Source organism: Aurantiacibacter arachoides, from assembly GCF_009827335.1.
Lineage (GTDB): Bacteria > Pseudomonadota > Alphaproteobacteria > Sphingomonadales > Sphingomonadaceae > Alteraurantiacibacter > Alteraurantiacibacter arachoides.
The window spans coordinates 1,157,089-1,182,389 of record NZ_WTYH01000001.1; the positions used below are offsets into that span (position 1 = coordinate 1,157,089).

24 protein-coding genes are annotated in these 25,301 nt (G+C 66.0%); 10 read left to right on the top strand and 14 right to left on the bottom strand.

The window, feature by feature from the left end; translation table 11 throughout:
* The first annotated feature begins 1 nt into the window (after window position 1).
* Complete coding sequence (locus GRI62_RS05625; RefSeq protein WP_131452396.1) at window positions 2-1,369, top strand: sensor histidine kinase; 1,368 nt, start codon at window positions 2-4, stop codon at window positions 1,367-1,369.
* 3 nt (window positions 1,370-1,372) lie between these two features.
* Here the strand turns inward: GRI62_RS05625 and GRI62_RS05630 are convergent, their stop codons facing one another.
* Together GRI62_RS05630 and gltX are read right to left on the bottom strand one after the other, a co-directional pair.
* Window positions 1,373-2,659 carry a citrate synthase gene (locus GRI62_RS05630; protein WP_131452397.1) on the bottom strand — a complete coding sequence of 429 codons (1,287 nt, stop codon included), beginning with the start codon at window positions 2,657-2,659 and terminating at the stop codon, window positions 1,373-1,375.
* A gap of 42 nt (window positions 2,660-2,701) precedes the next feature.
* Complete coding sequence (gltX, locus tag GRI62_RS05635; protein WP_131452398.1) at window positions 2,702-4,132, bottom strand: glutamate--tRNA ligase; 1,431 nt, start codon at window positions 4,130-4,132, stop codon at window positions 2,702-2,704.
* A gap of 29 nt (window positions 4,133-4,161) precedes the next feature.
* On the opposite strand from gltX, the gene GRI62_RS05640 reads away from it, so the two are divergent.
* The gene (locus GRI62_RS05640; protein WP_131452399.1) at window positions 4,162-6,387 is read left to right on the top strand and encodes a ComEC/Rec2 family competence protein; all 2,226 of its coding nucleotides are present in this window, start codon (window positions 4,162-4,164) and stop codon (window positions 6,385-6,387) included.
* Between the two features lie 108 nt (window positions 6,388-6,495).
* On the opposite strand, the gene lexA is transcribed toward GRI62_RS05640, so the two are convergent.
* The 4 genes from lexA to GRI62_RS05660 all read right to left on the bottom strand — a co-directional run bounded on the left by lexA (window position 6,496) and on the right by GRI62_RS05660 (window position 9,525).
* Window positions 6,496-7,158: a transcriptional repressor LexA gene (gene lexA, locus GRI62_RS05645; protein ID WP_131453788.1), complete on the bottom strand. Its 663-nt coding sequence runs from the start codon at window positions 7,156-7,158 to the stop codon at window positions 6,496-6,498.
* A gap of 95 nt (window positions 7,159-7,253) precedes the next feature.
* Window positions 7,254-8,456, bottom strand: coding sequence for a molybdopterin molybdotransferase MoeA (locus GRI62_RS05650; protein WP_131452400.1), 1,203 nt, complete (start codon window positions 8,454-8,456; stop codon window positions 7,254-7,256).
* Window positions 8,453-8,923, bottom strand: coding sequence for a cyclic pyranopterin monophosphate synthase MoaC (gene moaC / locus GRI62_RS05655; protein WP_131452401.1), 471 nt, complete (start codon window positions 8,921-8,923; stop codon window positions 8,453-8,455). The genes GRI62_RS05650 and moaC overlap by 4 nt, the downstream gene beginning before the upstream one ends.
* A 194-nt stretch (window positions 8,924-9,117) precedes the next feature.
* Window positions 9,118-9,525, bottom strand: coding sequence for a DUF3597 domain-containing protein (locus GRI62_RS05660; protein WP_131452402.1), 408 nt, complete (start codon window positions 9,523-9,525; stop codon window positions 9,118-9,120).
* 189 nt (window positions 9,526-9,714) lie between these two features.
* Here GRI62_RS05660 and GRI62_RS05665 point away from each other — a divergent pair, with 189 nt between their 5' ends.
* Window positions 9,715-10,674, top strand: coding sequence for a hypothetical protein (locus GRI62_RS05665; protein ID WP_131452403.1), 960 nt, complete (start codon window positions 9,715-9,717; stop codon window positions 10,672-10,674).
* Window positions 10,675-10,678: 4 nt separating this feature from the next.
* On the opposite strand, the gene trpC is transcribed toward GRI62_RS05665, so the two are convergent.
* Genes trpC through GRI62_RS05680 form a run of 3 tightly spaced genes read right to left on the bottom strand, consistent with a single transcriptional unit; the run spans window position 10,679 to window position 13,079 of the window.
* Entirely contained in the window at window positions 10,679-11,473 is a 795-nt protein-coding gene (gene trpC, locus GRI62_RS05670; protein ID WP_131452404.1) for an indole-3-glycerol phosphate synthase TrpC, read from the bottom strand.
* On the bottom strand, window positions 11,470-12,465 hold the full coding sequence (gene trpD, locus GRI62_RS05675) for an anthranilate phosphoribosyltransferase (RefSeq protein WP_131452405.1): 996 nt from the start codon (window positions 12,463-12,465) through the stop codon (window positions 11,470-11,472). The genes trpC and trpD overlap by 4 nt, the downstream gene beginning before the upstream one ends.
* Window positions 12,462-13,079 carry an anthranilate synthase component II gene (locus GRI62_RS05680; RefSeq protein WP_131452406.1) on the bottom strand — a complete coding sequence of 206 codons (618 nt, stop codon included), beginning with the start codon at window positions 13,077-13,079 and terminating at the stop codon, window positions 12,462-12,464. Before GRI62_RS05680 ends, trpD begins: the two co-directional genes overlap by 4 nt.
* A gap of 98 nt (window positions 13,080-13,177) precedes the next feature.
* Between GRI62_RS05680 and GRI62_RS05685 the strand changes: the two genes are divergently transcribed.
* The gene (locus GRI62_RS05685) at window positions 13,178-14,260 is read left to right on the top strand and encodes a serine hydrolase domain-containing protein (protein WP_199799907.1); all 1,083 of its coding nucleotides are present in this window, start codon (window positions 13,178-13,180) and stop codon (window positions 14,258-14,260) included.
* Here the strand turns inward: GRI62_RS05685 and pip are convergent.
* From pip to GRI62_RS05705, 4 genes are read right to left on the bottom strand one after another with little or no spacing between them, the layout of a single operon-like run.
* Window positions 14,257-15,216 (bottom strand): prolyl aminopeptidase, encoded by a 960-nt coding sequence (gene pip / locus GRI62_RS05690; protein ID WP_131452407.1) that lies wholly within the window; start codon window positions 15,214-15,216, stop codon window positions 14,257-14,259. The two genes, GRI62_RS05685 and pip, sit on opposite strands and share 4 nt — an antisense overlap.
* Window positions 15,213-15,989, bottom strand: coding sequence for a phosphodiester glycosidase family protein (locus GRI62_RS05695; RefSeq protein WP_234032751.1), 777 nt, complete (start codon window positions 15,987-15,989; stop codon window positions 15,213-15,215). The genes pip and GRI62_RS05695 overlap by 4 nt, the downstream gene beginning before the upstream one ends.
* A complete protein-coding gene (gene trpE / locus GRI62_RS05700; RefSeq protein WP_373283016.1) occupies window positions 15,986-17,497 on the bottom strand; it encodes an anthranilate synthase component I in 1,512 nt (503 codons plus the stop codon). Before trpE ends, GRI62_RS05695 begins: the two co-directional genes overlap by 4 nt.
* A 10-nt stretch (window positions 17,498-17,507) precedes the next feature.
* A complete protein-coding gene (locus tag GRI62_RS05705) occupies window positions 17,508-19,451 on the bottom strand; it encodes a peptidyl-prolyl cis-trans isomerase (RefSeq protein WP_131452410.1) in 1,944 nt (647 codons plus the stop codon).
* Window positions 19,452-19,683: 232 nt separating this feature from the next.
* Here GRI62_RS05705 and tpiA point away from each other — a divergent pair, with 232 nt between their 5' ends.
* The 3 genes from tpiA to GRI62_RS05720 all read left to right on the top strand — a co-directional run bounded on the left by tpiA (window position 19,684) and on the right by GRI62_RS05720 (window position 22,778).
* A complete protein-coding gene (tpiA, locus tag GRI62_RS05710) occupies window positions 19,684-20,445 on the top strand; it encodes a triose-phosphate isomerase (RefSeq protein WP_131452411.1) in 762 nt (253 codons plus the stop codon).
* 136 nt (window positions 20,446-20,581) lie between these two features.
* Complete coding sequence (gene secG / locus GRI62_RS05715; RefSeq protein ID WP_131452412.1) at window positions 20,582-21,046, top strand: preprotein translocase subunit SecG; 465 nt, start codon at window positions 20,582-20,584, stop codon at window positions 21,044-21,046.
* Window positions 21,047-21,140: 94 nt separating this feature from the next.
* Window positions 21,141-22,778, top strand: coding sequence for a CTP synthase (locus tag GRI62_RS05720; RefSeq protein WP_131452413.1), 1,638 nt, complete (start codon window positions 21,141-21,143; stop codon window positions 22,776-22,778).
* Between the two features lie 332 nt (window positions 22,779-23,110).
* On the opposite strand, the gene GRI62_RS05725 is transcribed toward GRI62_RS05720, so the two are convergent.
* Entirely contained in the window at window positions 23,111-23,584 is a 474-nt protein-coding gene (locus GRI62_RS05725) for an Hsp20 family protein (protein ID WP_131452414.1), read from the bottom strand.
* A gap of 125 nt (window positions 23,585-23,709) precedes the next feature.
* Between GRI62_RS05725 and grxC the strand changes: the two genes are divergently transcribed.
* From grxC to GRI62_RS05740, 3 genes are read left to right on the top strand one after another with little or no spacing between them, the layout of a single operon-like run.
* Window positions 23,710-23,973 (top strand): glutaredoxin 3, encoded by a 264-nt coding sequence (gene grxC / locus GRI62_RS05730; protein ID WP_131452415.1) that lies wholly within the window; start codon window positions 23,710-23,712, stop codon window positions 23,971-23,973.
* Window positions 23,974-23,988: 15 nt separating this feature from the next.
* Complete coding sequence (locus GRI62_RS05735) at window positions 23,989-24,816, top strand: nitrilase-related carbon-nitrogen hydrolase (RefSeq protein ID WP_131452416.1); 828 nt, start codon at window positions 23,989-23,991, stop codon at window positions 24,814-24,816.
* Window positions 24,813-25,301 carry a DUF1178 family protein gene (locus GRI62_RS05740; RefSeq protein ID WP_131452417.1) on the top strand — a complete coding sequence of 163 codons (489 nt, stop codon included), beginning with the start codon at window positions 24,813-24,815 and terminating at the stop codon, window positions 25,299-25,301. The genes GRI62_RS05735 and GRI62_RS05740 overlap by 4 nt, the downstream gene beginning before the upstream one ends.

Sequence of the window (25,301 nt, forward strand, 5' to 3'; positions counted from 1 at the left end):
GATGGCCAGCGAACCCATCATCACTGCACGCGCGCGGACCGATGCCGACGACAACCTGATCGAGGCGGAAGAGCCGCTGGCAAGCTTTCACCTGCGCGCCGGTGGCAAACTGCCGGGCCCGATCGTGACGCCGGCGCTGCTCGAACTGGTGCGAAAGGCGCGGCGAAGCGGCAAGCGCCTGTCGCGAGCGATCCGGGCTCAGGATTCGCAGGACCGGATCGCCACCTGGGTGGAAGTGGTGCCCGGCCGGGCAGGCACGATCGTCAATCTCAGCGCGTGGACGGTGCAGGACATTCCCGAGCCTGGGCGCGCCGCGGACATCGATCGGCTTGCGCTGGTCCGCCACCTTGCCGGACTGACCGCGCGGCTCGATGCCAGGCAGCACCTGCTCGCGGTCGACTGGACGGCATCCGATCTCGACCGGGTGGGTGAAGCCATGCTGACCGGTGTCGGGCAGCCGTGGACGGACTTCGTAGCGATCGCCGACAATGGCGGCCGCAGCCCCGTCGACTGGCGGATGAGCGACGGGGCGCGGGCCGAGGTCTCAGGGTCGATGCGGCAATGGGCGGTGCATCTCGCACCACTCGGTCCGGGCGGCACCGGCAGTGCCGGGTTCGAACTCTACCTGGTGCCCGACCAGCCGCTGGCCGACGACCCGCCAGCGCCCTCCCGCAAACCCGATCGCAGCGCCGGGATCGGACGCGATATCGCCCCGGTCCTGCGCCAGCCCGTCAGCCGCATCATCGCCAACGCCGAGACCATTCGCTCCCAGCTTTCCGGACCACTGGCCGAGGAATACAGCAACTATGCCGCGGACATTGCAGCCGCGGGCGAGCACCTGCTGGCGCTGATAGACGACCTGACGACGCTGGAAATGGTGGAGGACGAGGACTTCAACCCCGCCCCTGACCACATCGACCTGGCCGATGTGGCGCGGCGGGCCGGGGGCATTCTGGGCATGCGCGCCAAGGAGCGTGGGATCATCCTGGATTTCCCCAAGGATGCAGAGAAAGTGCCTGCCATCGGAGAATTCCGTCGCACCTTGCAGGTGCTGCTGAACCTCGTCGGCAACGCCATCCGCTATTCGCCCGAGGGCGGGCAGGTTTGGATCCGAGCCGTAGCGTCAGGCGAACGCGCGCAGGTCGTCGTCGCCGACCAGGGGGAGGGGCTGGACGCGGACGAACAGCGCCGGGTCTTCGCCAAGTTCGAACGGCTTGGCCGCAGCGGTGACGGCGGCTCTGGCCTCGGTCTCTATATTTCCCGCCGCCTTGCCGAGGCGATGGGCGGCACGCTTACCGTGGAGAGCGCCAGGGGGCAGGGCGCGCGGTTCACGCTCGACCTGCCCGGCGGTCCTGACGCCTCCGGGTGATGCCTACCGCTGGCCGATCGGCACGTAATCGCGCGCCGTGGGGCCGGTATAAAGCTGGCGCGGGCGACCGATGACCTGATCGGGATCGGAGATCATCTCGTTCCACTGCGCCACCCAGCCGACCGTGCGGGCAAGAGCGAAAAGCGCGGTGAACATGGTCGTCGGGAAGCCGATGGCCGAGAGAATGACGCCCGAATAGAAATCGACGTTGGGGAAAAGCTTCTTTTCGACGAAGTAGTCGTCCTGCAGCGCCATTTCCTCCAGCCGCAGGGCGGTTTCGAACACCGGATCGGACACGTTGAGCGCGTCGAACACCTCGCGCACGGTCTTCTGCATCACGGTCGCGCGCGGATCGTAGTTCTTGTACACGCGGTGGCCGAAGCCCATCAGGCGGAACGGGTCGTTCTTGTCCTTTGCCCGCTCGATATAATGCGGGATGCGATCGGGCGTGCCGATCTCGCGCAGCATGTTCAGCGCCGCCTCGTTCGCGCCGCCGTGGGCCGGGCCCCACAGGCACGCAATGCCGGCCGAGATGCAGGCAAACGGATTTGCACCCGATGAGCCGGCGAGCCGCACCGTGCTGGTGGAGGCGTTCTGTTCGTGGTCGGCGTGGAGGATGAAGATCCGGTCCATCGCCTTTTCCACCGCAGGCACAACCTCGTAATCCTCTGCCGGCACGCCAAAGGTCATGCGCAGAAAGTTGCCGGTGTAGCTGAGCGAATTGTTCGGATAGAGGAAGGGCTGGCCGACCGAATACTTGTAGGCCCAGGCAGCAATCGTCGGCATCTTGGCGATCAGCCGATGGCTGGCAATCTTGCGCTGTTCCGGATCGGAAATGTCCGTGCTGTCATGGTAGAACGCGCTGAGGGCTCCCACCACACCGCACATGATCGCCATGGGGTGCGCGTCCCGACGGAAGCCCTGATAGAACTGCCGCATCTGATCGTGAATCATCGTGTGATAGGTGATCGTGTGGCTGAACTCGTCGAGCTCGTCCTTGCTCGGCAACTCGCCGTTAAGCAGCAGATAGCTGACTTCCATGAAGCTGGACTGTTCGGCCAGCTGCCCGATGGGATAGCCGCGGTGCAGCAGCACGCCCTCGTCACCGTCGATGTAGGTCAGCGCGCTTTCACAACTGGCGGTGGACTTGTAGCCGGGGTCATACGTGAACCGGCCGGTGGTGCCGTAAAGCTTGCGGATGTCGATGACGTCGGGCCCGACGCTGCCCTGGATGGTGGGAAAGTCGTAGGTCTCGCCACCGACTTCCAGTTCCGCTTGCTTGTCCGCCAAAACGTATCTCCTTGCGTATCCTGTTGAAGCCGGGCGAGCCGATCAGCCCGCTGCCTGCGCGTCGATCCGCGCGAGGCTTTCCTCCCTGCCGAGGAGGACCAGCACATCGAAAATCCCGGGCGATGTTGTCGTTCCGGTAAGAGCCGCGCGAAGCGGCTGCGCGAGCTTGCCGAGGCCCAGCCCCTGCTCCTCCGCATAGGCCTTGAGATTGGCCTCCAGCGCCTCGATTGTCCAGTCCGTTTCGCCTTGCAACCGGCCGGAAATAACGGAAAGTCGCGACTTTGCTTCCTTGTCCAGCAGGGCGGCGGCCTTCTCGTCCATTGCGAGCGGGCGCTGCTTGAAGAGAAACGCGGCGCCGTCCGCCAGCTCGTTCATGTCGCGCGCACGGGTCTTGAGCACGGGCATGGCCTCGGTCAGCAGGGCGACATCGGCCTGCGGACCGATTGCCTGCGCCGCCAGCCGCGCCAGCCGTGCATCATCCGCCGCGCGGATGTGATGGCCGTTCATGTTCAGCAGCTTCTTCATGTCGAATCGGCTCGGTCCCTTGCCGACCGCGTCGATATCGAAGGCGGCGATGGCTTCCTCGCGCGTGAATTCTTCCTGGTCGCCGTGGCCCCAGCCAAGGCGCAGCAGGTAGTTGAACAGCGTTTCGGGCAGGATACCCATGTCGCGGTAATCGCGCACGCCCAGCGCACCGTGGCGCTTGGAAAGCTTGGCCCCGTCATTGCCGTGGATCAGCGGGACGTGGGCGTAGACCGGGCGTTCCCACCCGTCCTCGATCCCCGCCATCGCGTCGATCACCTGGATCTGGCGAAAGGCGTTGTTCAGATGGTCGTCGCCGCGAATGATGTGGGTGCAGCCCATGTCGACATCGTCGACCACCACGGCGAGCATGTAGGTCGGTGAGCCGTCGGCGCGCAGCAGGATGAAATCGTCGATCTCGCGGTTGTCCACCTTCACGCGGCCCTGGACCGCGTCCTCGATCACGGTCTCGCCGCCTTCGGGCGTCTTGATGCGCACGGTGTAGGGCGCGCCTTCGGGTGCTTCCGAAGGATCGCGGTCGCGCCAGCGCCCGTCATAGCGCATCGGCTGCTTCGCCGCCTTTTGTGCCTCGCGCATTTCCGTCAGTTCTTCTGGCGTGGCGAAGCACTTGTAGGCGCGCCCGGCCGCGAGCAGTTTGTGCGCTACTTCGGCATGGCGATCGGCACGCTCGCTCTGCAGCACGGTCTCGCCATCGAATTCCAGGCCGAGCCAGTCGAGCCCTTCGTAGATCACGTCGATCGCTTCCTGCGTGGATCGCGCCTTGTCGGTATCCTCTATCCGCAGCAGCGCCTTGCCGCCGTGATGGCGGGCATAGAGCCAGCTGAACAGCCCGGTGCGGGCGTTGCCGATATGCAGGAAGCCCGTGGGGCTGGGCGCGAACCGCGTTACCACCGGACGCTTTCCCGATGCCGTGTCGCCCGAACTTGCCATAACCCGTTGAATCCTGTCCATGTGCTCGCATGGCAACAAAGGCGCCGCCGCTGGTTCCACTGGGGGACGACGAGCACGATGCTGCGATGCAGCAGACGCCTTGGCGAAGCGTCGCGCGTTTGTCCAGCATCCGGCCCAGCAACTGGTTAGGTCTTGCTCAGCGCGCCGAGCGTTTTCTCGGGTCGGCCGGGTTCGATCGCGGTCCGTGGCTGACCGTGGCACTGGCGGCCGGGATCGGCGCATGGTTTGCCCTGCCGACGGCGGCAGGCTGGGTGGCCTGTATCGCGGGTGGCCTGCTGCTGGCGCTGGGCGCACTGGCAGCGTGGAAGGGGCGAGAGGACCGCGCGCAACTGACCCTCGCGTTGATGGCCTGCGGGCTGCTTTTCGCGCTGGGCACGGCGTTGATCTGGGCGCGATCCGAGATGGTCGGACAACCAGCTTTCGACCGGCCGACCTATGCCGAGATCGAGGGGCGCGTGCTCCAGCGTATCGAACAACCTGCCGAGGACCGCGTTCGCCTGGTGCTGGCCATTCGCCACCCCGATACCGGCGAGGCGGTCCGCGTGCGTGTGAACGTGCCGCTCGAGGAGGCGACCGCCGCCATGAGCGAGGGGGCGGTGGTGCGCGCAGAGACGCGGCTGATGCCGCCAACCGCGCCGATGCTGCCGGGAAGTTACGATTTCGCGCGCACTGCCTGGTTCGAAGGGCTCGCAGCGACCGGGACGGTGCAGGGAGACATCGCGGTCGTCGAGCCGGCGGGCGCGGGGGACGCGGGCTGGATCGCGCAGTTGCAACGCCGGCTGTCGGCCCATGTGCGTTCGCAACTGGGCGGATCACCCGGAAGCATCGCAGCGGCCTTTGCCAGCGGAGACCGCGGGGCGATCGCCACGGCGGATGAAGATGCGATGCGCGATGCGGGGCTGACCCACCTGCTCTCGATCAGCGGTCTGCACGTCAGCGCCGTGATCGCCGGCGCCTATTTGCTGGCAATCAAGCTTCTGGCGCTGTGGCCCTGGCTGACGCTGCGGGTGCGCCTGCCGGTGGTGGCAGCGGGCGTGGCGGCGCTGGCGGGCATCGCCTACACCTTGCTGACCGGCGCACAGGTTCCGACCGTGCGCAGCTGCGTCGGCGCCGTGCTGGTGCTGATCGCGCTGGCGCTGGGGCGCGAGCCATTGTCGATGCGGATGGTAGCGGTTGCGGCGGTCGTGGTCCTCCTCGCCTGGCCGGAAAGCCTCATCGGGCCGAGCTTCCAGATGAGCTTTTGCGCCGTCATCGCCATCGTGGCGCTGCACAATGCCGATCCAATCCGACGCTTCCTCGCCCCGCGCGATGAAAGCGCGGTGACCCGCATGGCGCGGGGAGCCATCATGTTGCTGGCTACCGGTCTGGTGATCGAACTGGCGCTGATGCCGATCGTGCTCTTCCACTTCCACCGCGCGGGCTTCTACGGCGCCTTTGCCAATGTCGTCGCCATTCCGCTGACAACGTTCGTGTCCATGCCGTTCATCGCGCTGGCGCTGGTGTTCGACGTGGTGGGGGCGGGGGCCCCGTTCTGGTGGCTTGCGGGCAAGTCGCTCGAACTGTTGCTGGGGATTGCCCATGTCACCGCCGCGCAACCGGGCGCGGTAAAGCTGTTTCCGCAAATGACGCTGGCGACCATCGCGCTGTTCGTTGCCGGAGGCCTGTGGCTGGCGCTGTGGCGGGGAAGGGCGCGCTTGCTGGGGCTGGTGCCTGCCAGCGTTGCGACACTGATGCTGCTGGCCACGCCGGTGCCCGACGTGCTGATCTCCAGCGACGGGCGCCACGTGGGCATTACCGGCGAAGACTTGCCCGGAAAGGACGCGGGTGGACTGTTGGTCCTGCGTGACACCCGCAGCGAGTTCACCCGCGATAACCTGTTGGAATTGGCCGGAGTGGAGGGCGACCCGATGCCCCTGGCCGATTGGCCGGGCGCCGATTGTAGCCGGGATTTCTGTGTGGCGACCCTGGAACGCGGAGGGCGCGAATGGCACCTGCTGCTCAGCCTCAGCAGCGCGATCATCAAGGAGCGGGCGCTCGCGGCAGCGTGCGAGCGGTCGGACATCGTTGTGGCGGACCGCTGGTTGCCACGCAGTTGCCAACCCCGATGGATCAAGGCCGACCGGCGTATGCTGGAAGAAAGCGGGGGGCTGGCGATCTCGCTGGCCAACGGAACCGTGGACACCGTCGCGGACCGGCAAGGGCAGCATGGCTGGTGGCGCGGCCGGCAGGACTAGTCCGCCAACCGCGCCACCGAACTTTTACTGCCTGACTCTTGGCATCAGAGCCTTAGCGCCAGAACCTTAGCGCCAAACCCTTAGTGCCGGACCCCTAGTGCCGGACGCTTAGTGATAGCGGCGCAGCAACCCGGCAAGCTTGCCCTGCACCTTGACCTGGCTGTCGGCATAGATCTGCGGATCGTAGCTGGCGTTGGCCGGATCGAGCCGGATCCTGCCACCATCGTGATAAAGGTACTTGAGCGTTGCTTCCTCGTCGTTGACGAGCGCCACCACGATGTCTCCATCGCGCGCTGTATCGGCTTTCCTGACGAGCGCGTAATCACCGTCGAAGATGCCGGCCTCGATCATTGAATCCCCAGAAACCTCCAGGGCGTAGTGATCGCCGGGGCCAAGCAAGGCCGCCGGCACGGGCAACGATCGGTCGGACTCGAAGGCTTCGATCGGAACGCCAGCCGCGATCTTGCCATGCAGGGGAATCTCGATCACGTCGTTCGCCGGTTCCGGTCGTGCGGCAGGCGGGGACGCGACCTTGGCGACGGACTCGTTGCCAAGATTCTCCGGCATCCTCACCACTTCCAGCGCGCGCGCCCTGTTGGCCAGACGGCGGATGAAACCGCGCTCTTCCAATGCGGAAATCAGCCGGTGAACGCCCGACTTGCTCTTCAGATCGAGCGCTTCCTTCATTTCCTCGAAACTCGGCGAGATGCCTGACGCTTCAAGACGGCGGTTGATGAAAAGCAGCAATTCATGCTGTTTGGCAGTCAACATCGCGGTACTCCTTGCCCGAGCCGCCGGTGTGCGGCGACTCAAATGTTCCATTTAGGGAACGAATAAGGAACAGTTAGGAAACAGACGCGACTTCGTCAAGCGGTTCCGCCATTCTGGAGCCAATAGACGGTTGCGAGCTCTCCCGCGGTGGCGGCGGGGGCATGGGCGTCGCGGCGGATCAGGCCGTCCGCCAGCGCAAGCGAACGCAGTGCGCTGCTATCGCGCTGGAGTATGGGCCGGACACCATCGGCGCCCAGCGTTGCCCGCATGAATTCGGTCCGTGGTCCCGCCTCGGGCAGATCGCTTGCGAGCGGCAGGCGCATCGTGTGCGGCAGTGGGTCGGCAGCACCTGAAAGGCGGCGAAGCAGCGGCAGCATGAAATGAAACGCGGTGACGAAGCTCGATACCGGATTGCCCGGCAGGCCAATCACGATCTGTTCCTTGCGCCGCGCGAGCAACAGCGGTTTCCCCGGTCGCATGGCGATCTTCCAGAACTCGATCGTGGCTCCCCATTCCGCCAGAGCGGGACGCAGGAGATCATGGTCGCCAACCGAGGCGCCGCCACTGGTGACGATCACATCCGCCCCCGATGCGGCATCCAGCGCGTCGGCCAAGGCCGCCATGTTATCGGGGACTGGGCCGATCCTGTTGACCTTCGAGGCCAAGGGCGCGGCCATCGCTGCCAGCATTGCACCGTTACTGGCAGGCACCTGCGCATCTGTCAGGGGAGCGGCGCCGTCGCTCAGCTCGCTGCCGCTGTCTATGATCGCCACGCTCGGCAGCCTGCCGACCGTCAAACGGCCAGCCCCGAAGCCGGCGGCGATGGCGAGGGCGAGCTGGGTCGGCCCCAGCCGCACGCCCTTGCCGAGCACCACGTCGTTCGCTGCAAAATCGAACCCTCGGCGGCGAACGTGGCGTTCACTTGCCTCCCCGCCCGGCGCGAGGGCGAGGCGGTTGCCCTCGACGATCGCTTCTTCCTGCACCAGTACACGCAACGCGCCGCCCGGCATCAGTGCGCCCGTGCTGATCCGCACCGCCTCGCCCGGTTCCAGCGCCCCCTGGTATGGTCGACCGGCCGCGCTTTCCCCCACGATCCGCCAGGTGCCGGCATCACCCGCAGCAAGCGCGTAGCCGTCCATCGCCGAAAGATCGGCAGCGGGCTGGGCTCGTCGAGCCGCCAGTGGCGCACGCAGGTACCGGCCAAGGCAGTCGCTGGTGGGAAGAAGCTCGTTCGGCAGGGGGTGGGCAAGGTCCAGCAGGCGTTGCTGGGCGATGTCGAAATCCAGCAGCTCACTCATGGTGCGCGCCAGTCGCCGCTCTTGCCGCCGGTCTTGTGGGTCAGGCGGATGTCCGCGATGACCATGCCCTTCTCCATCGCCTTGGCCATGTCGTAAATCGTCAGCAGCGCGACCGATGCAGCGGTCAGCGCCTCCATTTCCACCCCGGTCCGCCCGGTGAGGGAAGCGCGCGCGGTAACGGCTATGCCGTCTTCCTCGAATGCGAAATCGACACTCACGCTGTCGAGCGCGAGCGGGTGGCACAGCGGGATGAGGTCGCCGGTCTTCTTCGCCGCCATGATCCCGGCGATCCGTGCTGCTGCCATGACGTCACCCTTTGGTCCACTGCCATCGCGCACGGCTGCAAGCGTGCCGGGCGCCATGCGGATGCGGCCCGTTGCCGTGGCCGAACGCGCCGTTTGCGCCTTGCCCCCCACGTCCACCATGCGCGCCGCGCCGGTCTCGTCGAGGTGGGTCAGTTGGCTCATCGTGAAGCAGCTTTCATGCAAGGGCCGTGAACCGGAAGGCGGCCACGTTGGGGACGGTGCGAAAACGAAAACCGCCGCGATCGCCCGGAGCGGTCGCGGCGGTTTCGCCAATTCGTGGTGTTGTGCGCGGGTTGGAACATGCAAACAGCAATGCCACAGGCGCGCGCGCAATTACAATGCCGGGGAGGTTGGCCTCAATCGCGCAGGTCTGCGGGCACGCGGCCGCCGTTGGCAGCGAGCTTGTTCATCACCTGCCTGTGCAGCCAGATGTTCTCTTCCGCCTTGCCCGAATAATCGGCGTCGCCCAGTTCGGTGGCGAGTTCTTTACGGTTCTCGTAGCTGGGATCTAGCCCGACGAGCTTCATCAGGTCGACGATGGAGGAGCGCCAGTTGAGGTTGTCCGCGCCGCCCATGCCATCGAGCCTGCGCTCAACGTCGACCTCGTCAACCGCCGCCGACTTGCCCGCGCCGAAGCCCTTGGTCTGTGCGGGCGCCATCGTCTTGCCGGCGGTAGTGCCAGCAGCGGTGCCGGCGGTGGTGGGCGCAGGGGTTTCGTCCTTGCGGCCGAAGATCGCGTTCTTGATCGACGTGAAAATGCTCATCTCGTTCCCTTTTTCTTGCTGGCGGCCACCTTCCGGGGGCCGTGTTGCCGATAGAACGCGCGAAGGCGCAAAATGTCCCGATGCCAGCGCAATTCCTGCAAAGCAAAAACAGCGCCATCATTCGGCAACCTTTGGTCGCTAAACGTTGTCGACACATGTCCGGTGCCGGATGTTGCAGGAAATCCCGGAATGGTTTTTCGTATCGTCACCTTGCTGGCCGGGTGCGCCGTTCTTGCCGGATGCGGGGGCGGTGGCGGATCGTCCGACGTGCCTGGCCCGGTGGCCACCTCCTCTCCGACGCCAACGCCCGGGGCGACACCTTACCAAACCTTTGCCCAGCAAACGGGCAACCGCACCTATGCGACGTCGTGCGCTGCCGGCGTTTTGAAGGTGCCGGGCACGGTGGTCTATCCCGCCACCGATTTCGGCGCGAGCCTAGCCATAGCCTACAACGCCGGGACGCAGCTTTTTGCCATCAACGGGCCGAACGGCGTGAACGCCAATTTCGGGCCGGCCGACCTAGACCCGGCACCGCCAGCTAGCAGCAGCGCGGCCTATTCGCGCACCCTGGCCGATGGGTTTCGCGCGCGGTTCATCATCGGCAACGGGGCAGGGGCTGGCGGCACGCTCGATTACGTGCGCAGCGCCTTTCTCGCCGCCCAGACCGGCGCTGGTGAGCCGTTGACCCATTACTGCGTGTTGGGAGTGCCGACGCTCATCACGGATCAACCCGCGAGCGGCTCCCTCACTTTCGGACAGATCGCGGTGAGCGGTGTCGCGTTGGAACAGGTGTCCGGCGGATTCGTCACCTACGACATCCGCGACAGTACCGTTTCGTTGAGTGCCAATGCCACCACCGGCCGGATCGCCGCCTCGATCCGACTGCTGGGGCGCCGCGTCGACAGCGGCACGGCCGCGGGCGCCAGCACGGAGCTGGGCACCTTTGCCGGCACGGCGGCCCTGGCAACGAATGCCACGACCTTTTCCGGCGTGCTGACAAGTACCGATCGCACCAGCCTGCAATCGCAGATCGGCGGGTGGTATTTCGGGCCACAGGGACGAGAGATCGGCGCGAGTTTCACGGTCGTCGCACAAGATGCCGCTGGCCGGCAGCTTTACGTGCTCGGCACGGTGGTCGGGAATCGCTGACTTTTCAGGCCGCGCCTTGCAGCAGGGCCCGCGTGGCGGCCTCGACATCGTCTTCGCGCATCAGGCTTTCCCCGACAAGGAAGCAGCGCACGCCGGCCTGTGCGAGACGCGCGCAGTCCGCGTGGTTCACGATCCCGCTTTCTCCCACGAGCAACGCGTCTGCAGGGGCGAGCGGGGCGAGGCGTTCGGTGGTGGCGATGTCGGTCCGGAAGGTCTTGAGATCGCGGTTGTTCACGCCGATCAGGCGCGAGGACAGGTGCGTAACGGCACGCTCCAGCTCGGCTTCGTCGTGGACTTCGACCAGCACGTCCATCCCGCGTTCCAAGGCCGCGGCCTCGATCTCCTGCATCGCATCGTCTTCCAGCGCGGCGACGATGATCAGGATGGCGTCGGCCCCGATGGCGCGGCTCTCGGCAACCTGCCAAGGATCCACTATGAAGTCCTTGCGCAGGACCGGGAGGGCACAGCTCGCGCGTGCATCCATGAGGTAGTCCTCGTGCCCTTGAAAATAGGGCGCGTCGGTCAGGACGGAGAGGCAGGCGGCACCGCCCGCGGCGTAGGCCATCGCATGGTCGTGCGGACGAAAGTCGGCGCGGATCAGGCCCTTCGAGGGGCTGGCCTTCTTGATTTCCGCGATCAGGCCGAAGCCGCCGCGAACCTTGTCCTCCAGCGCCCGGCGAAAACCCCGCGGCGCCTCCTCGTTGGCGGCCGCGCGGTCAAGGTCGTCCAGCGTCGCCAGCGTCTTGCGCGCGGCAACTTCCTCGCGCTTGGTGGCGCAGATTTCTTCGAGCTTGTTCATTTGACGGTCGCGATCCAGCATTCGAGCAACGCCTTGGCCAGCCCCTTGTCGATAGCCTCGCTCGCTTCCTCCACGCCTTCGCGCCAGCTTTCGACCTCGCCAGCCACCATCAGCGCGCCGGCCGCGTTGAACAGCACCGCATCGCGGTAGGGTCCGGGCGCACCCATCAGCAGCGCCTGCAACGCCTTGGCATTGTGGACGGCATCGCCGCCCCGGATGGCTTCGACAGGCGCGTGCCGCAGCCCGGCCTCGCTGGCATCCACACGGCGCATGGTGACCTCGCGGCCCTGCACGTCAGCCAGTTCGTTGCCTTCGTCCAGGCTCAGTTCGTCCAGCCCCTCGTCGCCCGAGACGATAAAGGTACGCTCCGTTCCCAACCGCGCCATCGCTTCGGCATAGATCGGCACGTAGGCCGGCCGCGCAATTCCGATGAGCTGGCGGCGCGTGTGTGCCGGGTTGGAAAGCGGGCCCATCAGGTTGAAGATCGTGCGCCGCGCCAGCTTCTGCCGGATGGGCTGGATCCGCGCCATCGCCGGATGGTGGTTCTTTGCGAACAGGAAGCAGATGCCGATGTCGGCCAGCGTCTGTTCGGCGGTGCGACCCGCAGCGTCCATGTCCAGGCCGAGCGCCTCCAGCGTATCCGCCGCGCCCGCCTTGCTGCTCGCCGCGCGATTGCCGTGCTTGGCGACCGGCACCCCGCAGGCCGCCACCACCAGCGCGACGGCGGTGCTGACGTTCAGCGTATGGTGCCCGTCGCCGCCGGTGCCGCAAACGTCGATGGCGTTGCCCGGCGCATCAATGGGGATTAGCCGAGCCCGCAACGCCCGCGCCGCGCCGGCAATCTCTCCCGCACGCTCGCCGCGGTCGGACAGCTCGGTCAGATAACGGGCGATGTCCTCCTCGGACGGCTCGCCATCGAGCAGGCGGCCGAACACCTCTTCCGCCTCGTCCTCGTACAACGGCGTATCGACCGCAGGAAGCAGCGTGCTCACGCCCCGCGTTCCTGCGCGTCCATGCCACAAATGCGGAGGAAATTGGCGAGCAGCGCGTGGCCGTGTTCGGTCGCGATGCTCTCCGGATGGAATTGCACGCCGTGGATCGGCAGATCGGCGTGACGGAAGCCCATCACCGCCGTGCCGTCCAGCCCCGGTGTCTCGCTGGTGGCGTTGACCAGCAGGCAGGCGGGAATATCCTCCACGATCAGCGAATGATAGCGCGTGGCGGTGTAGGGGGAGGGCAGGCCCGCGAAAACACCCGTCCCGTCATGCTCCACCGGGCTTGTCTTGCCATGCATCAGCCCGCCGCGCGTGACCCGCCCGCCGAAATGCTGCCCGATCGCCTGGTGGCCAAGGCAGACGCCAAGCAGCGGCGTCGCGCTGTCGGCGCAGGCGGCGACTAGATCGAGGCTGACGCCAGCCTCGTTCGGCGTGCAGGGGCCGGGCGAGATCAGCACGCCCTTTGCCCCGATCGCCAACGCCCCTGCGGCGTCAAGCGCATCGTTGCGCACAACTTCGACCCGTGCGCCTAGTTCCATCAGGTAATGGACGAGGTTGAAGGTGAAGCTGTCGTAATTGTCGATGACGAGGATGTCAGGCTGCTCGCTCATGCGCGGGAGCCTTATGGAAAGCCCGCGGCGGTGCCAAGCGCCGATTAAGGGCGGTGGCCTCTTCCTTTCCGCTGTCCAGCCCACATCTTTCACAAGGTATGCGTCGTTTCCCCCAGTTCACCTGCTCTCTCCTTGTCGCCGCAGCGCTCGCCACGGCCGGTTGTGCCGAGGCGCAGGATCGAGCGGCGGAGGTAACCGGCGAGGAAGCGCCTCAGGTCGCCACTCGAGGCCTCGATCCCGACATTCTGGAGCAGACGATCGGGCAAGCGGCGCAATTGCCCAATCTTCGCTCGCTTATCGTGATGCGCCATGGCGAGCCGCTGGTGGAGGAACGGTTCAACGGCGGGCCCGGGCTGGACGCTGCTGTCAACATCAAGTCCGCTTCCAAATCGGTCATTTCGGCGCTGGTCGGCATGGCGATAGAGCGCGGCGTCCTGGAAGGCACCGGGCAACCTGTGTTGAGCGAGCTGTCGGCCTATGCGCCGGCCGATGCCGATCCGCGGCTGCGACAGGTGACCGTTGGCAACCTGCTGTCCATGCGCGCCGGGCTGGAGCGGACCTCGGGCGACAACTATGGTCGCTGGGTCTCCAGCGAAAACTGGGTGCGCTATGCCCTGTCGCGGCCTTTCGTGGAGGAGCCGGGCGGACGGATGCTCTATTCCACCGGCAGCACGCACCTCCTGTCCGCCATGCTGACCGAGGCATCTGGCCGCTCGACATGGGCGCTGGCGCAGGAGTGGCTGGCAGAACCGCTGGGCGTGGTCATCCCCCGGTGGGAGCGTGATCCGCAAGGAATCTATCTCGGCGGCAACCAGATGGCGATGAGCCCGCGCGCCATGGCGGCCTTTGGCGAGCTTTACCGCAACGGCGGCGCGGCGGGCGGCGAGCAGGTGTTGCCGGCCGAATGGGTCGAACGAAGCTGGACCCCGGCCACGCGCTCCCCCTGGAGCGGTGAGAGCTATGGCTATGGCTGGTTCATTGGTGAGGTGCGCGGCCACCTGGTCTATTACGCCTGGGGTTATGGCGGGCAGATGATATTCGTAGTGCCGGATTTGGCGATGACGGTGGTTATGACCTCCTCCACCGACGTGGAACGTGGCAGCGATCATCTGGGCGCGCTGCGCCGCCTGCTGAAGGACGGCATCGTGCCCGCGGCCGAACGCGGCGGTCAGACCGGCTAGCCGGCTTTCCCAGCGAACTGGTCCGTCGCGCGAACCAGGCCATCGATGATCCCCGGCTCGCCCGCGGAATGGCCCGCATCGTGGACGATGCGCAGGTCAACCTCCGGCCAGGCTTTCTTGACATCCCACGCCGAGACCGGCGGGCAGCAGATGTCGTGGCGGCCCTGCACGATGATGCCGGGGATGCCCGCCAGCTTGCCCGCGTCGCGCAGCAGCTGCGCTTCCTCGAGGAAGAAGTCGGCCAGGAAGAACTTGGCGCAGATGCGGGCAAAGGGCACGGCCTTGGCCGGATCGGCGAAGCTTGAGAGCAGTTCCTCGTTGGGAAGCAGGGTCGCGACGCTGCCTTCCCACAACGACCACTGCGTGGCGGCGGCGAGGCGGGTCGCCTCGTCGTCGCTCGTCAGCCGGTCGTAATAGGCCTGCACCAGGTTGCCACGCTCGGCTTCGGGGATGAGGCCGGAGAACTTGTCCCACTGTTCGGCCATGATCTCGCTGGCGCCGTAGGTATAGAGCCAGTCCTTTTCCTTTTGCCTGCCGAGGAACACGCCGCGCAGGATCAGCTCGCTGCACCGTTCCGGGTAAGTCTCGGCATAGGCGAGCGCCAGCGTGGCGCCCCAGCTGCCGCCGAAGACCTGCCAGCTATCGAACCCGGCCATCCGCCGCAGCTTTTCCATGTCCTCCACGATGCGCCAGGTATCGTTCGCCGCGATCTCGGCGAAGGGCAGCGACTTGCCGCAGCCGCGCTGGTCGAACAGGATCACGTCGTACAGCGCCGGATCCCACTGGCCGCGATGGGCAGGGCTGATGCCGCCACCAGGGCCTCCGTGCAGCATAACCGCAGGCTTGGCACCCTTCGTGCCGACCCGCTCCCAATACAGCGAATGGCCCTCGCCCACATCGAGCATGCCGCTCTCGAACGGCTCGGTGATCGGATACAGGCCCCGGTACTGCGTCATTCCACGTCCTCTTGTCTGCGCACGACCACCAGCGGGCCGATGGGGGCACCGGTGTCGATCCGGCCACGCGATGCGTCCCACAACAGCGATACGGTGCCATCGAGGAACAGCGCGTTATCGACATTGAGCACGTCGCGATAGAGCCGTGCCATCTTGCCGAAGCTGACGGGCGCCTCGCTGATCAGGAAATGCGCCCGGCCGTTGGCATCGACGCCCACCCCGTTCCTGATCTTGCGGCTCTCGCCGTCTGGATCGAACGATGGATGCAATTCCCCGTCGATGACCAGCATCGGGCCGGACTGGGTGGCGAACATGGGGCGCTCCGTCACCTGTTCGGCGAAGGCATCGGTCGGCAGGACGCGCCAGGACCCATCGGTTGTGCCGAAGAACACGCCGTTGGGCAGCAGGTGAAAATTCCCCGGCCCCTCCGCCCGGTTGAGCAGATGCAGGCGCTGTCCATTCTCGACGAAATAGCCGATGGGCTGGCCGTCGCTGTCGTACATGCCGGCATTCATGGCCATCATCGCGCCTTGAGATGCGGTGTCGTCCTGCGAAAAGGCCCGCAGCGAGCGCCAGGGTGAGCCGCCTTCGGGGGCGAGCGCCGTGCCGACGACGTGTTCCGCCGGATCGGCGGTGCAATGCGTGAAGGGCGATTGTTCGAACATAACCGGCGCGCAGATCGAGGCGACGGCCTCACTCTCTTCGCCATCGAAATGCACCTCGCAGGAAGCGAGCAGCAGCGCCGCGCCGCACCCGAGAATGCGAAATATCACTGGCCGGGTTCCGCCTCGCGTGCCTGCGCCAGGGCATCCTTGGCCGCGGCGATGAGGGCGCCGGCCTTGTGGCGGCATTCCGCGGCTTCGTATTCCGGATCGCTGTCGGCCACGATGCCCGCGCCCGCCTGCACGTGCATGACGCCGTCCTTCACCACGGCGGTGCGCAGGACGATGCAGCTGTCGACCGATCCGTCGGGTGCGAAATACCCTACCCCGCCGGCGTAGGCGCCGCGCGTTTCCGGTTCGAGCTCGGCAATGATCTCGCACGCGCGAATCTTGGGTGCGCCACTGACGGTGCCGGCGGGAAACCCGGCGAACAGCGCGTCGAGCGCATCGTGATCGTGTGCCAGCTGGCCGATGACGTTGCTGACGATATGCATGACATGGCTGTAGCGTTCGACGGTGAAGCTGTCGGTCACGTGCACGCTGCCCTGCGTGGCCACGCGGCCAACGTCGTTCCGCCCCAGGTCGAGCAACATCAGGTGCTCGGCGCATTCCTTGGGATCGGCTAGCAGGCTTCGCTCGTTGGCCCGGTCTTCCCCCTCGTCACCGCCGCGCGGGCGGGTGCCGGCGATGGGGCGGATGGTGACCTCTCCATCGCGAACCCGCACCAGGATCTCCGGGCTGGAGCCGACAACGGCAAAACCCGGCAGGTCGAGGAAATACAGGAACGGCGACGGATTGACCCGCCTCAGGCTGCGATAGAGCGCCAGCGGCGGCAGCGGGAAGGGGCAGGTAAAGCGCTGGGCAAGCACGACCTGGAAGATGTCGCCTGCCGCAATGTAGTCCTTGGCCGCCAGCACCATGCGGGCGTAATCGGCGGGATCAGTGCGCGCCATAAGCACCGGATCGACACTGTCCGCAAGGCGGGGCGGGGGCGGCACCCGTTCTTCGAGCCGCCGGAGTGCCGCATCGATCCTGTGTTCCGCCTGGCTGACCGCGTCGTCGGCCTCTTCCTGCCCGGCAAACAGCGGCGCGACGACGAAGAGCGCGTCGGTCAGCCTGTCGAAAACGAGCACCAGCGTTGGCCGGGCAAACAGCATGTCGGGCAATTGCAGCCCGCTTTGCGGGGCGCGCGGCAGTTTCTCGACAAGGCCGATGGTCTCGTACCCGAAATAGCCGACGAGGCAGGCGAGGGCCGGCGGCAAGCCTTGGGGCACTTCGATGCGGCAGGCCGCGACCAGTGAGCGCAATGCCACAAGGCTGTCACCCTCCAAAGGCGCAAAGGCTTCGCGATCGTGCTGCCAGTCGCGGTTGATCTCTGCCCGCGCTCCGGTGGCGCGAAACAGCAGGTCGGGATCGAGGCCGAGCAGGCTGTAGCGCCCACGGATTTCGCCGCCCTCCACCGATTCAAGCAGGAAGTCGCCGCGCCCTTCCTCGATCAGCTTGAGCGCCGCCCCCACCGGCGTTTCCGTATCGGCCACCACGCGGCGCCAGACGAGCGTGTTGCGCCCCGCCGCCAGCGCTGCGCGCGCCCTTGCCGAATTGTTGAGCGCCGCGGTCAGAGCCGCCCCCTCAATTGAGGGCGGGGTTGTTGGCACCCAGCAGCGACTGGCGAACCGCGTCGATGCCCGCATCGTTGCGCTCGACATCCACCGCGTTCTCGACAGCGGCGACAAACTGCTCGACATATTCGTTGCCGAGGCTCTGGCTGAGCTGGGTGCGGGTGGCCTCGACCAACTGGTCGTTCGCGGCGAGCTGAGGCACCTCGATGTCCTCCAGCGCGACCACGAACCACTGGTTCTGTTCCTGCACGGCGACCCGTTCCACCGTGCCTTCGGCCATCGAGAAGAACAGGATCGTGGCCCGCGTGACCTGTCCAAGTTCCTGCAACTGCCGCCGCGAGATGCGCAGCGCCTGCGTGGCTGGCAGACTGGCCGTCTCCTGCGCTACGGCGTCGGCGAGCGATGCGCCGCCTTCGACGCGTTGCATCACGCGGCCCGCTGCCTGGCCGGCAGCGGCCATACCGCGATCGCGGCGCCACTGCTGGATCACCGTGTCACGGATTTCCGCAAGCGGAGCGGTGGCACTGCGGGTGATGGTGGCCACGTCGTAGATCAGAAACACCTCTCCGTTCCCCGCCTCGTCCAGATTGGCCTGCCCTTCAGGCACCTCGAAAGCGAAATTGAGCACGCGGCCCAGTTCGGCCGGGGCCTGTTCCTGCGCGCCGTAGACTTGTCCGCTGGCAAGCAGCGGGCGCGTGGTCTGGATTTCGATGCCGAGATCGCGTGCCGCCTCGTCCAGCGTGCGACCACGGGCGAACTGTTCCTCCAGCTCCTCGGTCAGCTCACCCAGCGCCTGGGTCCGGCGTTCTGTGTCCAGCTTCTCGCGAATTTCGCTCTGCGCCTGGGCGAGGGGGCGGGCGGCGATCCGCGTCACGCCGTCGACGCGCAGCACGTACCAGCCAAGGCTGCCGCGCACGGGGCCGACCAGCGCGCCATCGTTACCGGCGAAGGCCGCCTGCGCCACGGCCTGCGAGGCAGTGGCGGCAAAGGCTTGCTGTTCGACATCCTCGACCTGCGTCACCGCCAGCCCCTTGGACTGGGCCGATGCCTCCAGCGTAGTGCCGCCGCGCACCTCGGCGATGACGGCCTGCGCCGCCGCCTCGGTCGGCACCACCAGCTGGGTGAAGCTGCGCTGCTGGCGTTCGCGATAGAGCGCGGCGTCGGCCCGGTAGCGGGCGGCGACCTGCGCATCGGTGACAGGCGGAATGTCGTTCAGATTCTCGGCGGAGAAGGTGGCGTAACGGATCGTGCGCCGCTCGGGCCGGATATATTGCGCCCGGTTGCTGTCGTAATAGTCCTGCAGCTGCGCGGGGGTTGGCTCGCCCGCGGGGGCAAAGGCGCTGGCGGGAAACACCGCGGCGCGGCCCACGCGCGTTTCGTTCAGAAGCTGGGCGTAGGTGCGCGCAACCCGTTCCGGCATGCGCGCTTCGTATGCGATGGGCAGCAGCAGCTGACGCGCCATCAGGCTGAGGGCCAGGTCGTCCCGCACTGCGCTTTCGGAAAGGCCGCGCTGTTGCAGCGAGGCGCGAAAGGCGTTCACGTCGAATTCGCCCGCCGCGTTCTGCAAGGCTGGCGTTGACCGGATCTCGCTGTCCACCAGAGCTGATCCCACGCGCAGGCCGATCATGTCGCCGAATTCCGCAATCGCCGCGCGGCTGATCATCGACTGGATAACGTCGGTAAGCCCGCCCTGCGCGATGAAGCCTTCCATCGACAGCGTGGGATTGTCCTGCCGCGCCTGCTGCATGGAGGAATTCACGTTGCTGGTCAGGTCTGCGGTGGAAATGGTCCGGTCGCCCACCACCGCCACGCGATCCCCACCGGCCACGCCGCCGAACATCGCGCTGTTCGATACGTCCGAACTGGCAAAGGCAAAGCCCATCAGCACGAGGAAGAGGAGCGTCAGGCCCAGGCCGATCTTGGACTGGAAGAATCTGCGAAAGAAACTGATCATGGAATTCCGGTTCTGGTAACTTGCTCTGACGACTGACCGAGCCTTGCGAGGTCGGGCGCGAAGGCAAGCGCCTTATCCCGCCTGCGACCGTGCCGCAACAGGCGGCGTGTGCTTTCCGGTGCTGGGCAAAACCGCCTTTGACAACCGCGGACACGAGCAGTAGCGCGCTGACAATATCGCCGATGCGCACGGCCCGTGTCCGTCGCAGGCGTTTCAGAATTCAGGATAATCAATGATAACTCGTCCATATGTCGTCGGCAACTGGAAGATGAACGGCACCCGTTCCATGCTGGCGGAGGCCCGCGCCATCGACCGTGCGGCAGAACGGCTGATCAAGGTGGAGGTGGCGCTGGCGCCGCCCGCGACCCTGGTTCATGCCTGTCGCAAGGAAGCGACCCTCATCGGGATCGGTGCGCAGGATTGCCACCCGGCCGATGGCGGCGCGCACACCGGCGACATATCCGCTGCAATGCTGAAGGATGCAGGCGCAGGCTTCATCATCGTTGGCCATTCCGAACGCCGCGCCGACCACGGGGAGAGCGATGCGCTGGTCAAGCGCAAGGCCGAAGCCGCGCTGGCCGCCGGCATGACCGTGATCGTATGTGTGGGCGAAACCGCTGCCGAGCGTGACGCCGGCAAGGCCCAGGCCATCGTCAGCAAGCAGCTCGAAGGCTCGCTTCCCGCTAGCGACAGTCCGGCCGAACAGATCACCGTTGCCTACGAACCCGTCTGGGCAATCGGCACCGGCAACACCGCCACCCCCGCCGATGTGGGTGCGATGCACGGGCATATCCGCGCAGAGCTCGAACGCATCTATGGCGAGGGCGGGGCGCAGGTGCGCATCCTCTACGGCGGTTCGGTCAAGCCCGACAACGCCGCGGAACTGCTCGCGGTGGAGAACGTCGGCGGCGCGCTGGTCGGCGGCGCGAGCCTTACGGCCGAAAGCTTCCTCGGCATCATCGTCGCCGCCGCCAGCGATCCCGACGCAGAATAACGCCGCAGCGGGACGCGGCGGCCGCCCGACAGTGGCGAGCCGGCCTCATCCCAGGCGGGCCTTGTCGGATTGACCGGGCCGGACTACATGCGCGCATCGGCTCCGCCACCATTTCTCGCAACAAGATCGCACCGCCATGACCTCTCTCTTCAACTTCCTCCTTGTCCTTCAGGGCTTCGTGGCCGCAGGGCTCGTCGGCCTGGTGCTGATGCAGCGGTCGGAGGGCGGCGGTCTGGGGATCGGCGGCGGTGGCAGCCCCGGCGGCCTGATGAGCGCGCGCGGCGCTGCCGACTTCCTCACCCGTGCGACCAAGTGGTTCGCCGTGGTGTTCGTGGTGCTGGCGATCGTTCTCGCCAGCATTGCGACCAATGCGGCCGGGCAGGGCGATCTCGACGATTCGCTCGATCGCACCACGGCTACCAGCGACATCGACGGTACGCCTGCCGATGGCGCTGCGCAGGGTGACGGGCTGTTCCCGGCGGACACCGGCCTCGATGGCGCGCCGCCTGTCGAAACAACCCCGGCGCCCGATGGAAGCTCGCAGGATCGTGCGGACAGCACCGGGCTCACCGAGGATCCGCTTGCCAATATCGGCGAATAATCGCCCGGCAATGGCCGTTTTCCCCGCTCTGCGGTGGAAATCGGCGGAAAGGTGCTTGCACCGAATCCCGACAGGACCTTAAGGGCCAAGTCCCATGGCGCGGTATATTTTCATCACCGGCGGCGTGGTCTCCTCGCTCGGCAAAGGTCTCATGGCAGCATCGCTCGCGGCGCTGTTGCAGGCGCGCGGCTACAAGGTCCGCATCCGCAAGTTCGATCCGTATCTGAACGTCGATCCGGGCACGATGAGCCCGTATCAGCACGGTGAGGTCTACGTGACCGACGACGGGGCGGAGACGGACCTCGACCTCGGCCATTACGAACGCTTCACCGGCGTGTCCGCGCACCAGAACGACAACATCACCTCGGGCCGCGTCTACCGTGACATCATCGCCAAGGAACGCCGCGGCGATTACCTCGGTGCGACGGTGCAGGTCATCCCGCACGTCACCGACGCCATCAAGGACTTCGCGCTGGCCGACCAGGGCGACCACGATTTCATCCTGTGCGAGATCGGCGGCACGGTGGGCGATATCGAGAGCCTGCCGTTCATCGAGGCGATCCGCCAGCTGAGGAACGACCTTGAGCCGCAGCAGACGCTGTCGGTCCACGTCACCCTGGTGCCTTTTATCAAGGCTGCGGGCGAGCTGAAGACCAAGCCGACGCAGCACTCGGTGCGCGAACTTGCCTCGCTCGGCATCAAGCCCGACATCCTGCTGTGTCGCTGCGAGCACCCGCTGCCCGAGACCGAGCGGCAGAAGATCGCCAATTTCTGCAATGTGCGCAAGGAAGCGGTGATCCAGGCGCTTGATGCCAGCAGCATCTACGCCGTGCCGCGCCAGTATCACGAGGAAGGCCTCGACACCGAGGTGCTGCGCTCGTTCGGCATGCTGGGCACGTCCAACCTGCCCGACATGGCGCGGTGGGACGACGTCCTTGATCGCTACGAACATTACGAGGGCGAGGTCACGATTGGCGTGGTGGGCAAGTATGTCGGCCTGCCCGATGCCTACAAGAGCCTCAACGAGGCGCTGGTGCACGGCGGCATGGCCAACCGCGCCAAGGTCAGGATCCGCTGGCTGGATGCCGAGGTGTTCGAGCAGGACGATGCGGACATTGCCAGTCAGCTCGAACCGCTTCACGGCATCCTCGTGCCGGGCGGATTCGGAACGCGCGGCAGCGAGGGCAAGATCGCCGCGGTGCGGTTCGCGCGGGAAAAGGGCGTGCCGTTCCTGGGCATCTGCCTCGGCATGCAGATGGCTTGCATAGAGGGTGCGCGCAGCCTGGGCATCGATACCGCCAGCTCGACCGAGTTCGGAGAGACCGCGGAGCCGGTCGTCGGCATCATCACCGAATGGATGAGCGAGGAAGGGCTGCAGCAACGCTCCGCCGATACCGATCTGGGCGGCACCATGCGGCTTGGCGCCTACAAGGCGAAGCTTGCGGGTAACAGCCACGTCTCGCGCCTGTACGGCGGCGTGACCGAGATTTCCGAACGCCACCGCCACCGCTACGAGGTCAACTCCGCCTATGTCGACAGGCTGGAGGCTGGCGGGCTGATCTTCTCGGGCATGTCGCCTGATGGCCTGCTGCCCGAGATCATCGAGCGGCCCGATCACCCGTGGTTCGTGGGCGTGCAGTTCCATCCCGAACTGAAAAGCCGTCCGTTCGACCCGCATCCCTTGTTTTCGGGATTCATAGAGGCTGCCCTGGCGCAATCGCGCCTCGTCTAGGTGTCCCGAATTCGAACGACACCCCATCGTTCTTTACTTAGGTAAGAATACACTTGCGCAAAGCCGAGCAGAGGGCTTACTCTTCATGCTCTGGGCCGGGGGGCGCCTGGCTATCGTCAAAACAAGGCGCCTGTAACCTTCGGTTCACGAACTTGAGGCCCTATGCGCGCTGCAGGGAAGCGCTGCATTCGGCAGGTTCTTGCCGCTGGAACTGGCTGTCTCTTGCGACCCGGACAGCCAATGCCAGAGGCGAGTCGGCGCCTCCAGCGTCGAGGGGGCGGACCTTTGCGGGCCCGCCCCCAACGTCTTCAATCCTGGTGGATGATCGTGGTTCAGGCGGCGGCCTGGCCGACATCCTTTTCATCCGAGACCACGTTCAGCGTATGGCCGCCGATGGCGATCTTCTTGGGCTTCATCGCCTCGGGCACTTCGCGCACGAGGTCGATTACCAGCAGGCCGTCCTTGAGGTCGGCGTTCTCCACACGGACGTAATCGGCCAGTTCGAAACGCCGCTCGAATCCACGGTTGGCGATGCCGAGATGCAGCATTTCGCCATCTGCCTCTTCATCGCGCTTGCGACCCTGCACCGTCAGCAGGTTCTGCTGCGCGGTGATGTCAAGATCGCGCGGGGCGAACCCGGCAACGGCCAGCGTGATGCGATAGGCATCCTCGCTCCGGCGCTCGATATTGAAGGGGGGGTAATTGTCCCCGCCGCCCGCGCTGCGCGTGTTGTTCTCGAGCAGGTCGAAGATGCGGTCGAAACCGACGGTCGAACGGCGATAGGGGGTAAGATCGAAACGATTCATGAAACAAATCCTCTGTTGAGCAATTTGACCTAAAGCGGACCCTGATGGCATCCGCGAAAGCGAAATAGGTGCCGGGCAAGCGGTTTCAAGCTTGTCCAGTGACGGAAAATAACAAGGAATTGCGCGTGAGCACACCCAAGGTCGAGATCTATACCAAGGCGTTCTGCGGCTTCTGCCACCGCGCCAAGCGCCTGCTCGACGAGAAGGGCGTGGACTACATCGAGCATGACATTTCGATGGGCGGGCCCAAGCGGGAGGAGATGCTGCAACGCCGGCCCAACGCGCGCACGGTGCCGCAGATCTTCATTGACGATAAGGCCATCGGCGGATCGGACGATCTCGCCGGGCTGGAACGCGATGGCAAGCTGGACGCGCTGCTCGGCCTCTGACATGCGGGCCGGGACATGACCCGTATCGCCCTCTTGCAGATGACCTCGGGCATCGACCCGCTGGCCAACGCGCAAGCCATCGCCAGCGCGGCTGAACGTGCCGCGGGTGAGGGCGCGGCGATGCTCTTTACGCCAGAGATGGCCCTGCTGCTCGATCGCGATCGCACGCGGGCGGCGGATCATGTCCTGCCCGAGGGCGATAATCCGGCGGTTGCCGTGGTGGCAAAGGCGGCGTCTCGCCACGACTTGTGGATCACCCTCGGGCTGCCTGCAATGCGAGAGGACGGGCGCTGGGTCAATCGCACCCTGGTGTTCGATAAAACGGGCGACGTCGCGGCGCGGTACGACAAGATCCACATGTTCGATGTGGCACTTGCCAGCGGCGAAAGCTGGCGGGAATCCGCCGCCTATGCGCCTGGAAACGACGTCGTCACGGCAGAGGCAACGCCGGTCGGCCGGCTCGGCCTCACAACCTGCTACGACATTCGTTTTCCTGCCTTGTTCGAAGAACTTGGCAGGAAAAGCTGCGATGCGATCGCCATACCCGCCGCCTTTACCGTGCCCACGGGCACCGCCCACTGGCATCTGCTGCAACGCGCCCGCGCGGTAGAGGCAAGTGCCTTCGTGATCGCCGCTGCGCAGGTTGGCCACCATGCCGACGGGCGAACGACCTACGGCCACTCGCTGGTGGTTGACCCCTGGGGCGAGGTGCTGCTGGACATGGGGGCTGACAACGCGGGGCTTGGCCTGTGCGACGTCGATCTCGATCGCATCGCGGAGACTCGCGCACAACTGCCCAGCCTTGCGAACAGGCGCGTCATCCCCAGATCGGACGTGTCATGATCGTTTACGACCTCTGCTGCGCGCACGACCACCGGTTCGAAGGCTGGTTCGGCTCCTCTGCCGATTTCGATTCACAGAAGGCGCGTGGGCTTCTTGCCTGCCCCACCTGTGGTAGCGAACGGATCGGGAAAGCCCCCATGGCCCCGGCAGTGGGGCGCAAGGGCAACCGGCAGGAGGTGCGAGCCCCGGACGTCCATAAACCTGCCGCTACGGTCAGCGACACGTCGATAGCCAATGTTCCGATCCCGCCGCAGGTGGCGCAAGCCATGGCGAAACTCGCCGAGGCGCAAGCCACTGCCTTGAAGAACAGCACCTGGGTCGGCAAGGAATTCGCCGAGCAGTCGCGGGCGATGCATTACGGTGAGCGTGACCATGCGGCAATTCACGGGCAGGCCAGTTCAGAGGACACTCGGGCATTGCTGGAGGAAGGCGTGCCGGTCGCTCCCCTGCCGTTCCCGGTTGCTCCGCCCAAGGACCTGAACTGA

What these genes read in the sequence shown, in the direction of transcription:
- GRI62_RS05625 (WP_131452396.1), top strand. Translation starts at nt 2, where the DNA reads ATGGCCAGCGAACCCATCATCACTGCACGCGCGCGGACCGATGCCGAC.
- gltX (WP_131452398.1), bottom strand. Translation starts at nt 4,132, where the DNA reads ATGGCAAGTTCGGGCGACACGGCATCGGGAAAGCGTCCGGTGGTAACG.
- GRI62_RS05640 (WP_131452399.1), top strand. Translation starts at nt 4,162, where the DNA reads ATGGCAACAAAGGCGCCGCCGCTGGTTCCACTGGGGGACGACGAGCAC.
- lexA (WP_131453788.1), bottom strand. Translation starts at nt 7,158, where the DNA reads ATGTTGACTGCCAAACAGCATGAATTGCTGCTTTTCATCAACCGCCGT.
- GRI62_RS05650 (WP_131452400.1), bottom strand. Translation starts at nt 8,456, where the DNA reads ATGAGTGAGCTGCTGGATTTCGACATCGCCCAGCAACGCCTGCTGGAC.
- moaC (WP_131452401.1), bottom strand. Translation starts at nt 8,923, where the DNA reads ATGAGCCAACTGACCCACCTCGACGAGACCGGCGCGGCGCGCATGGTG.
- GRI62_RS05660 (WP_131452402.1), bottom strand. Translation starts at nt 9,525, where the DNA reads ATGAGCATTTTCACGTCGATCAAGAACGCGATCTTCGGCCGCAAGGAC.
- GRI62_RS05665 (WP_131452403.1), top strand. Translation starts at nt 9,715, where the DNA reads ATGGTTTTTCGTATCGTCACCTTGCTGGCCGGGTGCGCCGTTCTTGCC.
- trpC (WP_131452404.1), bottom strand. Translation starts at nt 11,473, where the DNA reads ATGAACAAGCTCGAAGAAATCTGCGCCACCAAGCGCGAGGAAGTTGCC.
- GRI62_RS05680 (WP_131452406.1), bottom strand. Translation starts at nt 13,079, where the DNA reads ATGAGCGAGCAGCCTGACATCCTCGTCATCGACAATTACGACAGCTTC.
- GRI62_RS05685 (WP_199799907.1), top strand. Translation starts at nt 13,178, where the DNA reads ATGCGTCGTTTCCCCCAGTTCACCTGCTCTCTCCTTGTCGCCGCAGCG.
- pip (WP_131452407.1), bottom strand. Translation starts at nt 15,216, where the DNA reads ATGACGCAGTACCGGGGCCTGTATCCGATCACCGAGCCGTTCGAGAGC.
- GRI62_RS05705 (WP_131452410.1), bottom strand. Translation starts at nt 19,451, where the DNA reads ATGATCAGTTTCTTTCGCAGATTCTTCCAGTCCAAGATCGGCCTGGGC.
- tpiA (WP_131452411.1), top strand. Translation starts at nt 19,684, where the DNA reads ATGATAACTCGTCCATATGTCGTCGGCAACTGGAAGATGAACGGCACC.
- secG (WP_131452412.1), top strand. Translation starts at nt 20,582, where the DNA reads ATGACCTCTCTCTTCAACTTCCTCCTTGTCCTTCAGGGCTTCGTGGCC.
- GRI62_RS05720 (WP_131452413.1), top strand. Translation starts at nt 21,141, where the DNA reads ATGGCGCGGTATATTTTCATCACCGGCGGCGTGGTCTCCTCGCTCGGC.
- GRI62_RS05725 (WP_131452414.1), bottom strand. Translation starts at nt 23,584, where the DNA reads ATGAATCGTTTCGATCTTACCCCCTATCGCCGTTCGACCGTCGGTTTC.
- GRI62_RS05735 (WP_131452416.1), top strand. Translation starts at nt 23,989, where the DNA reads ATGACCCGTATCGCCCTCTTGCAGATGACCTCGGGCATCGACCCGCTG.
- GRI62_RS05740 (WP_131452417.1), top strand. Translation starts at nt 24,813, where the DNA reads ATGATCGTTTACGACCTCTGCTGCGCGCACGACCACCGGTTCGAAGGC.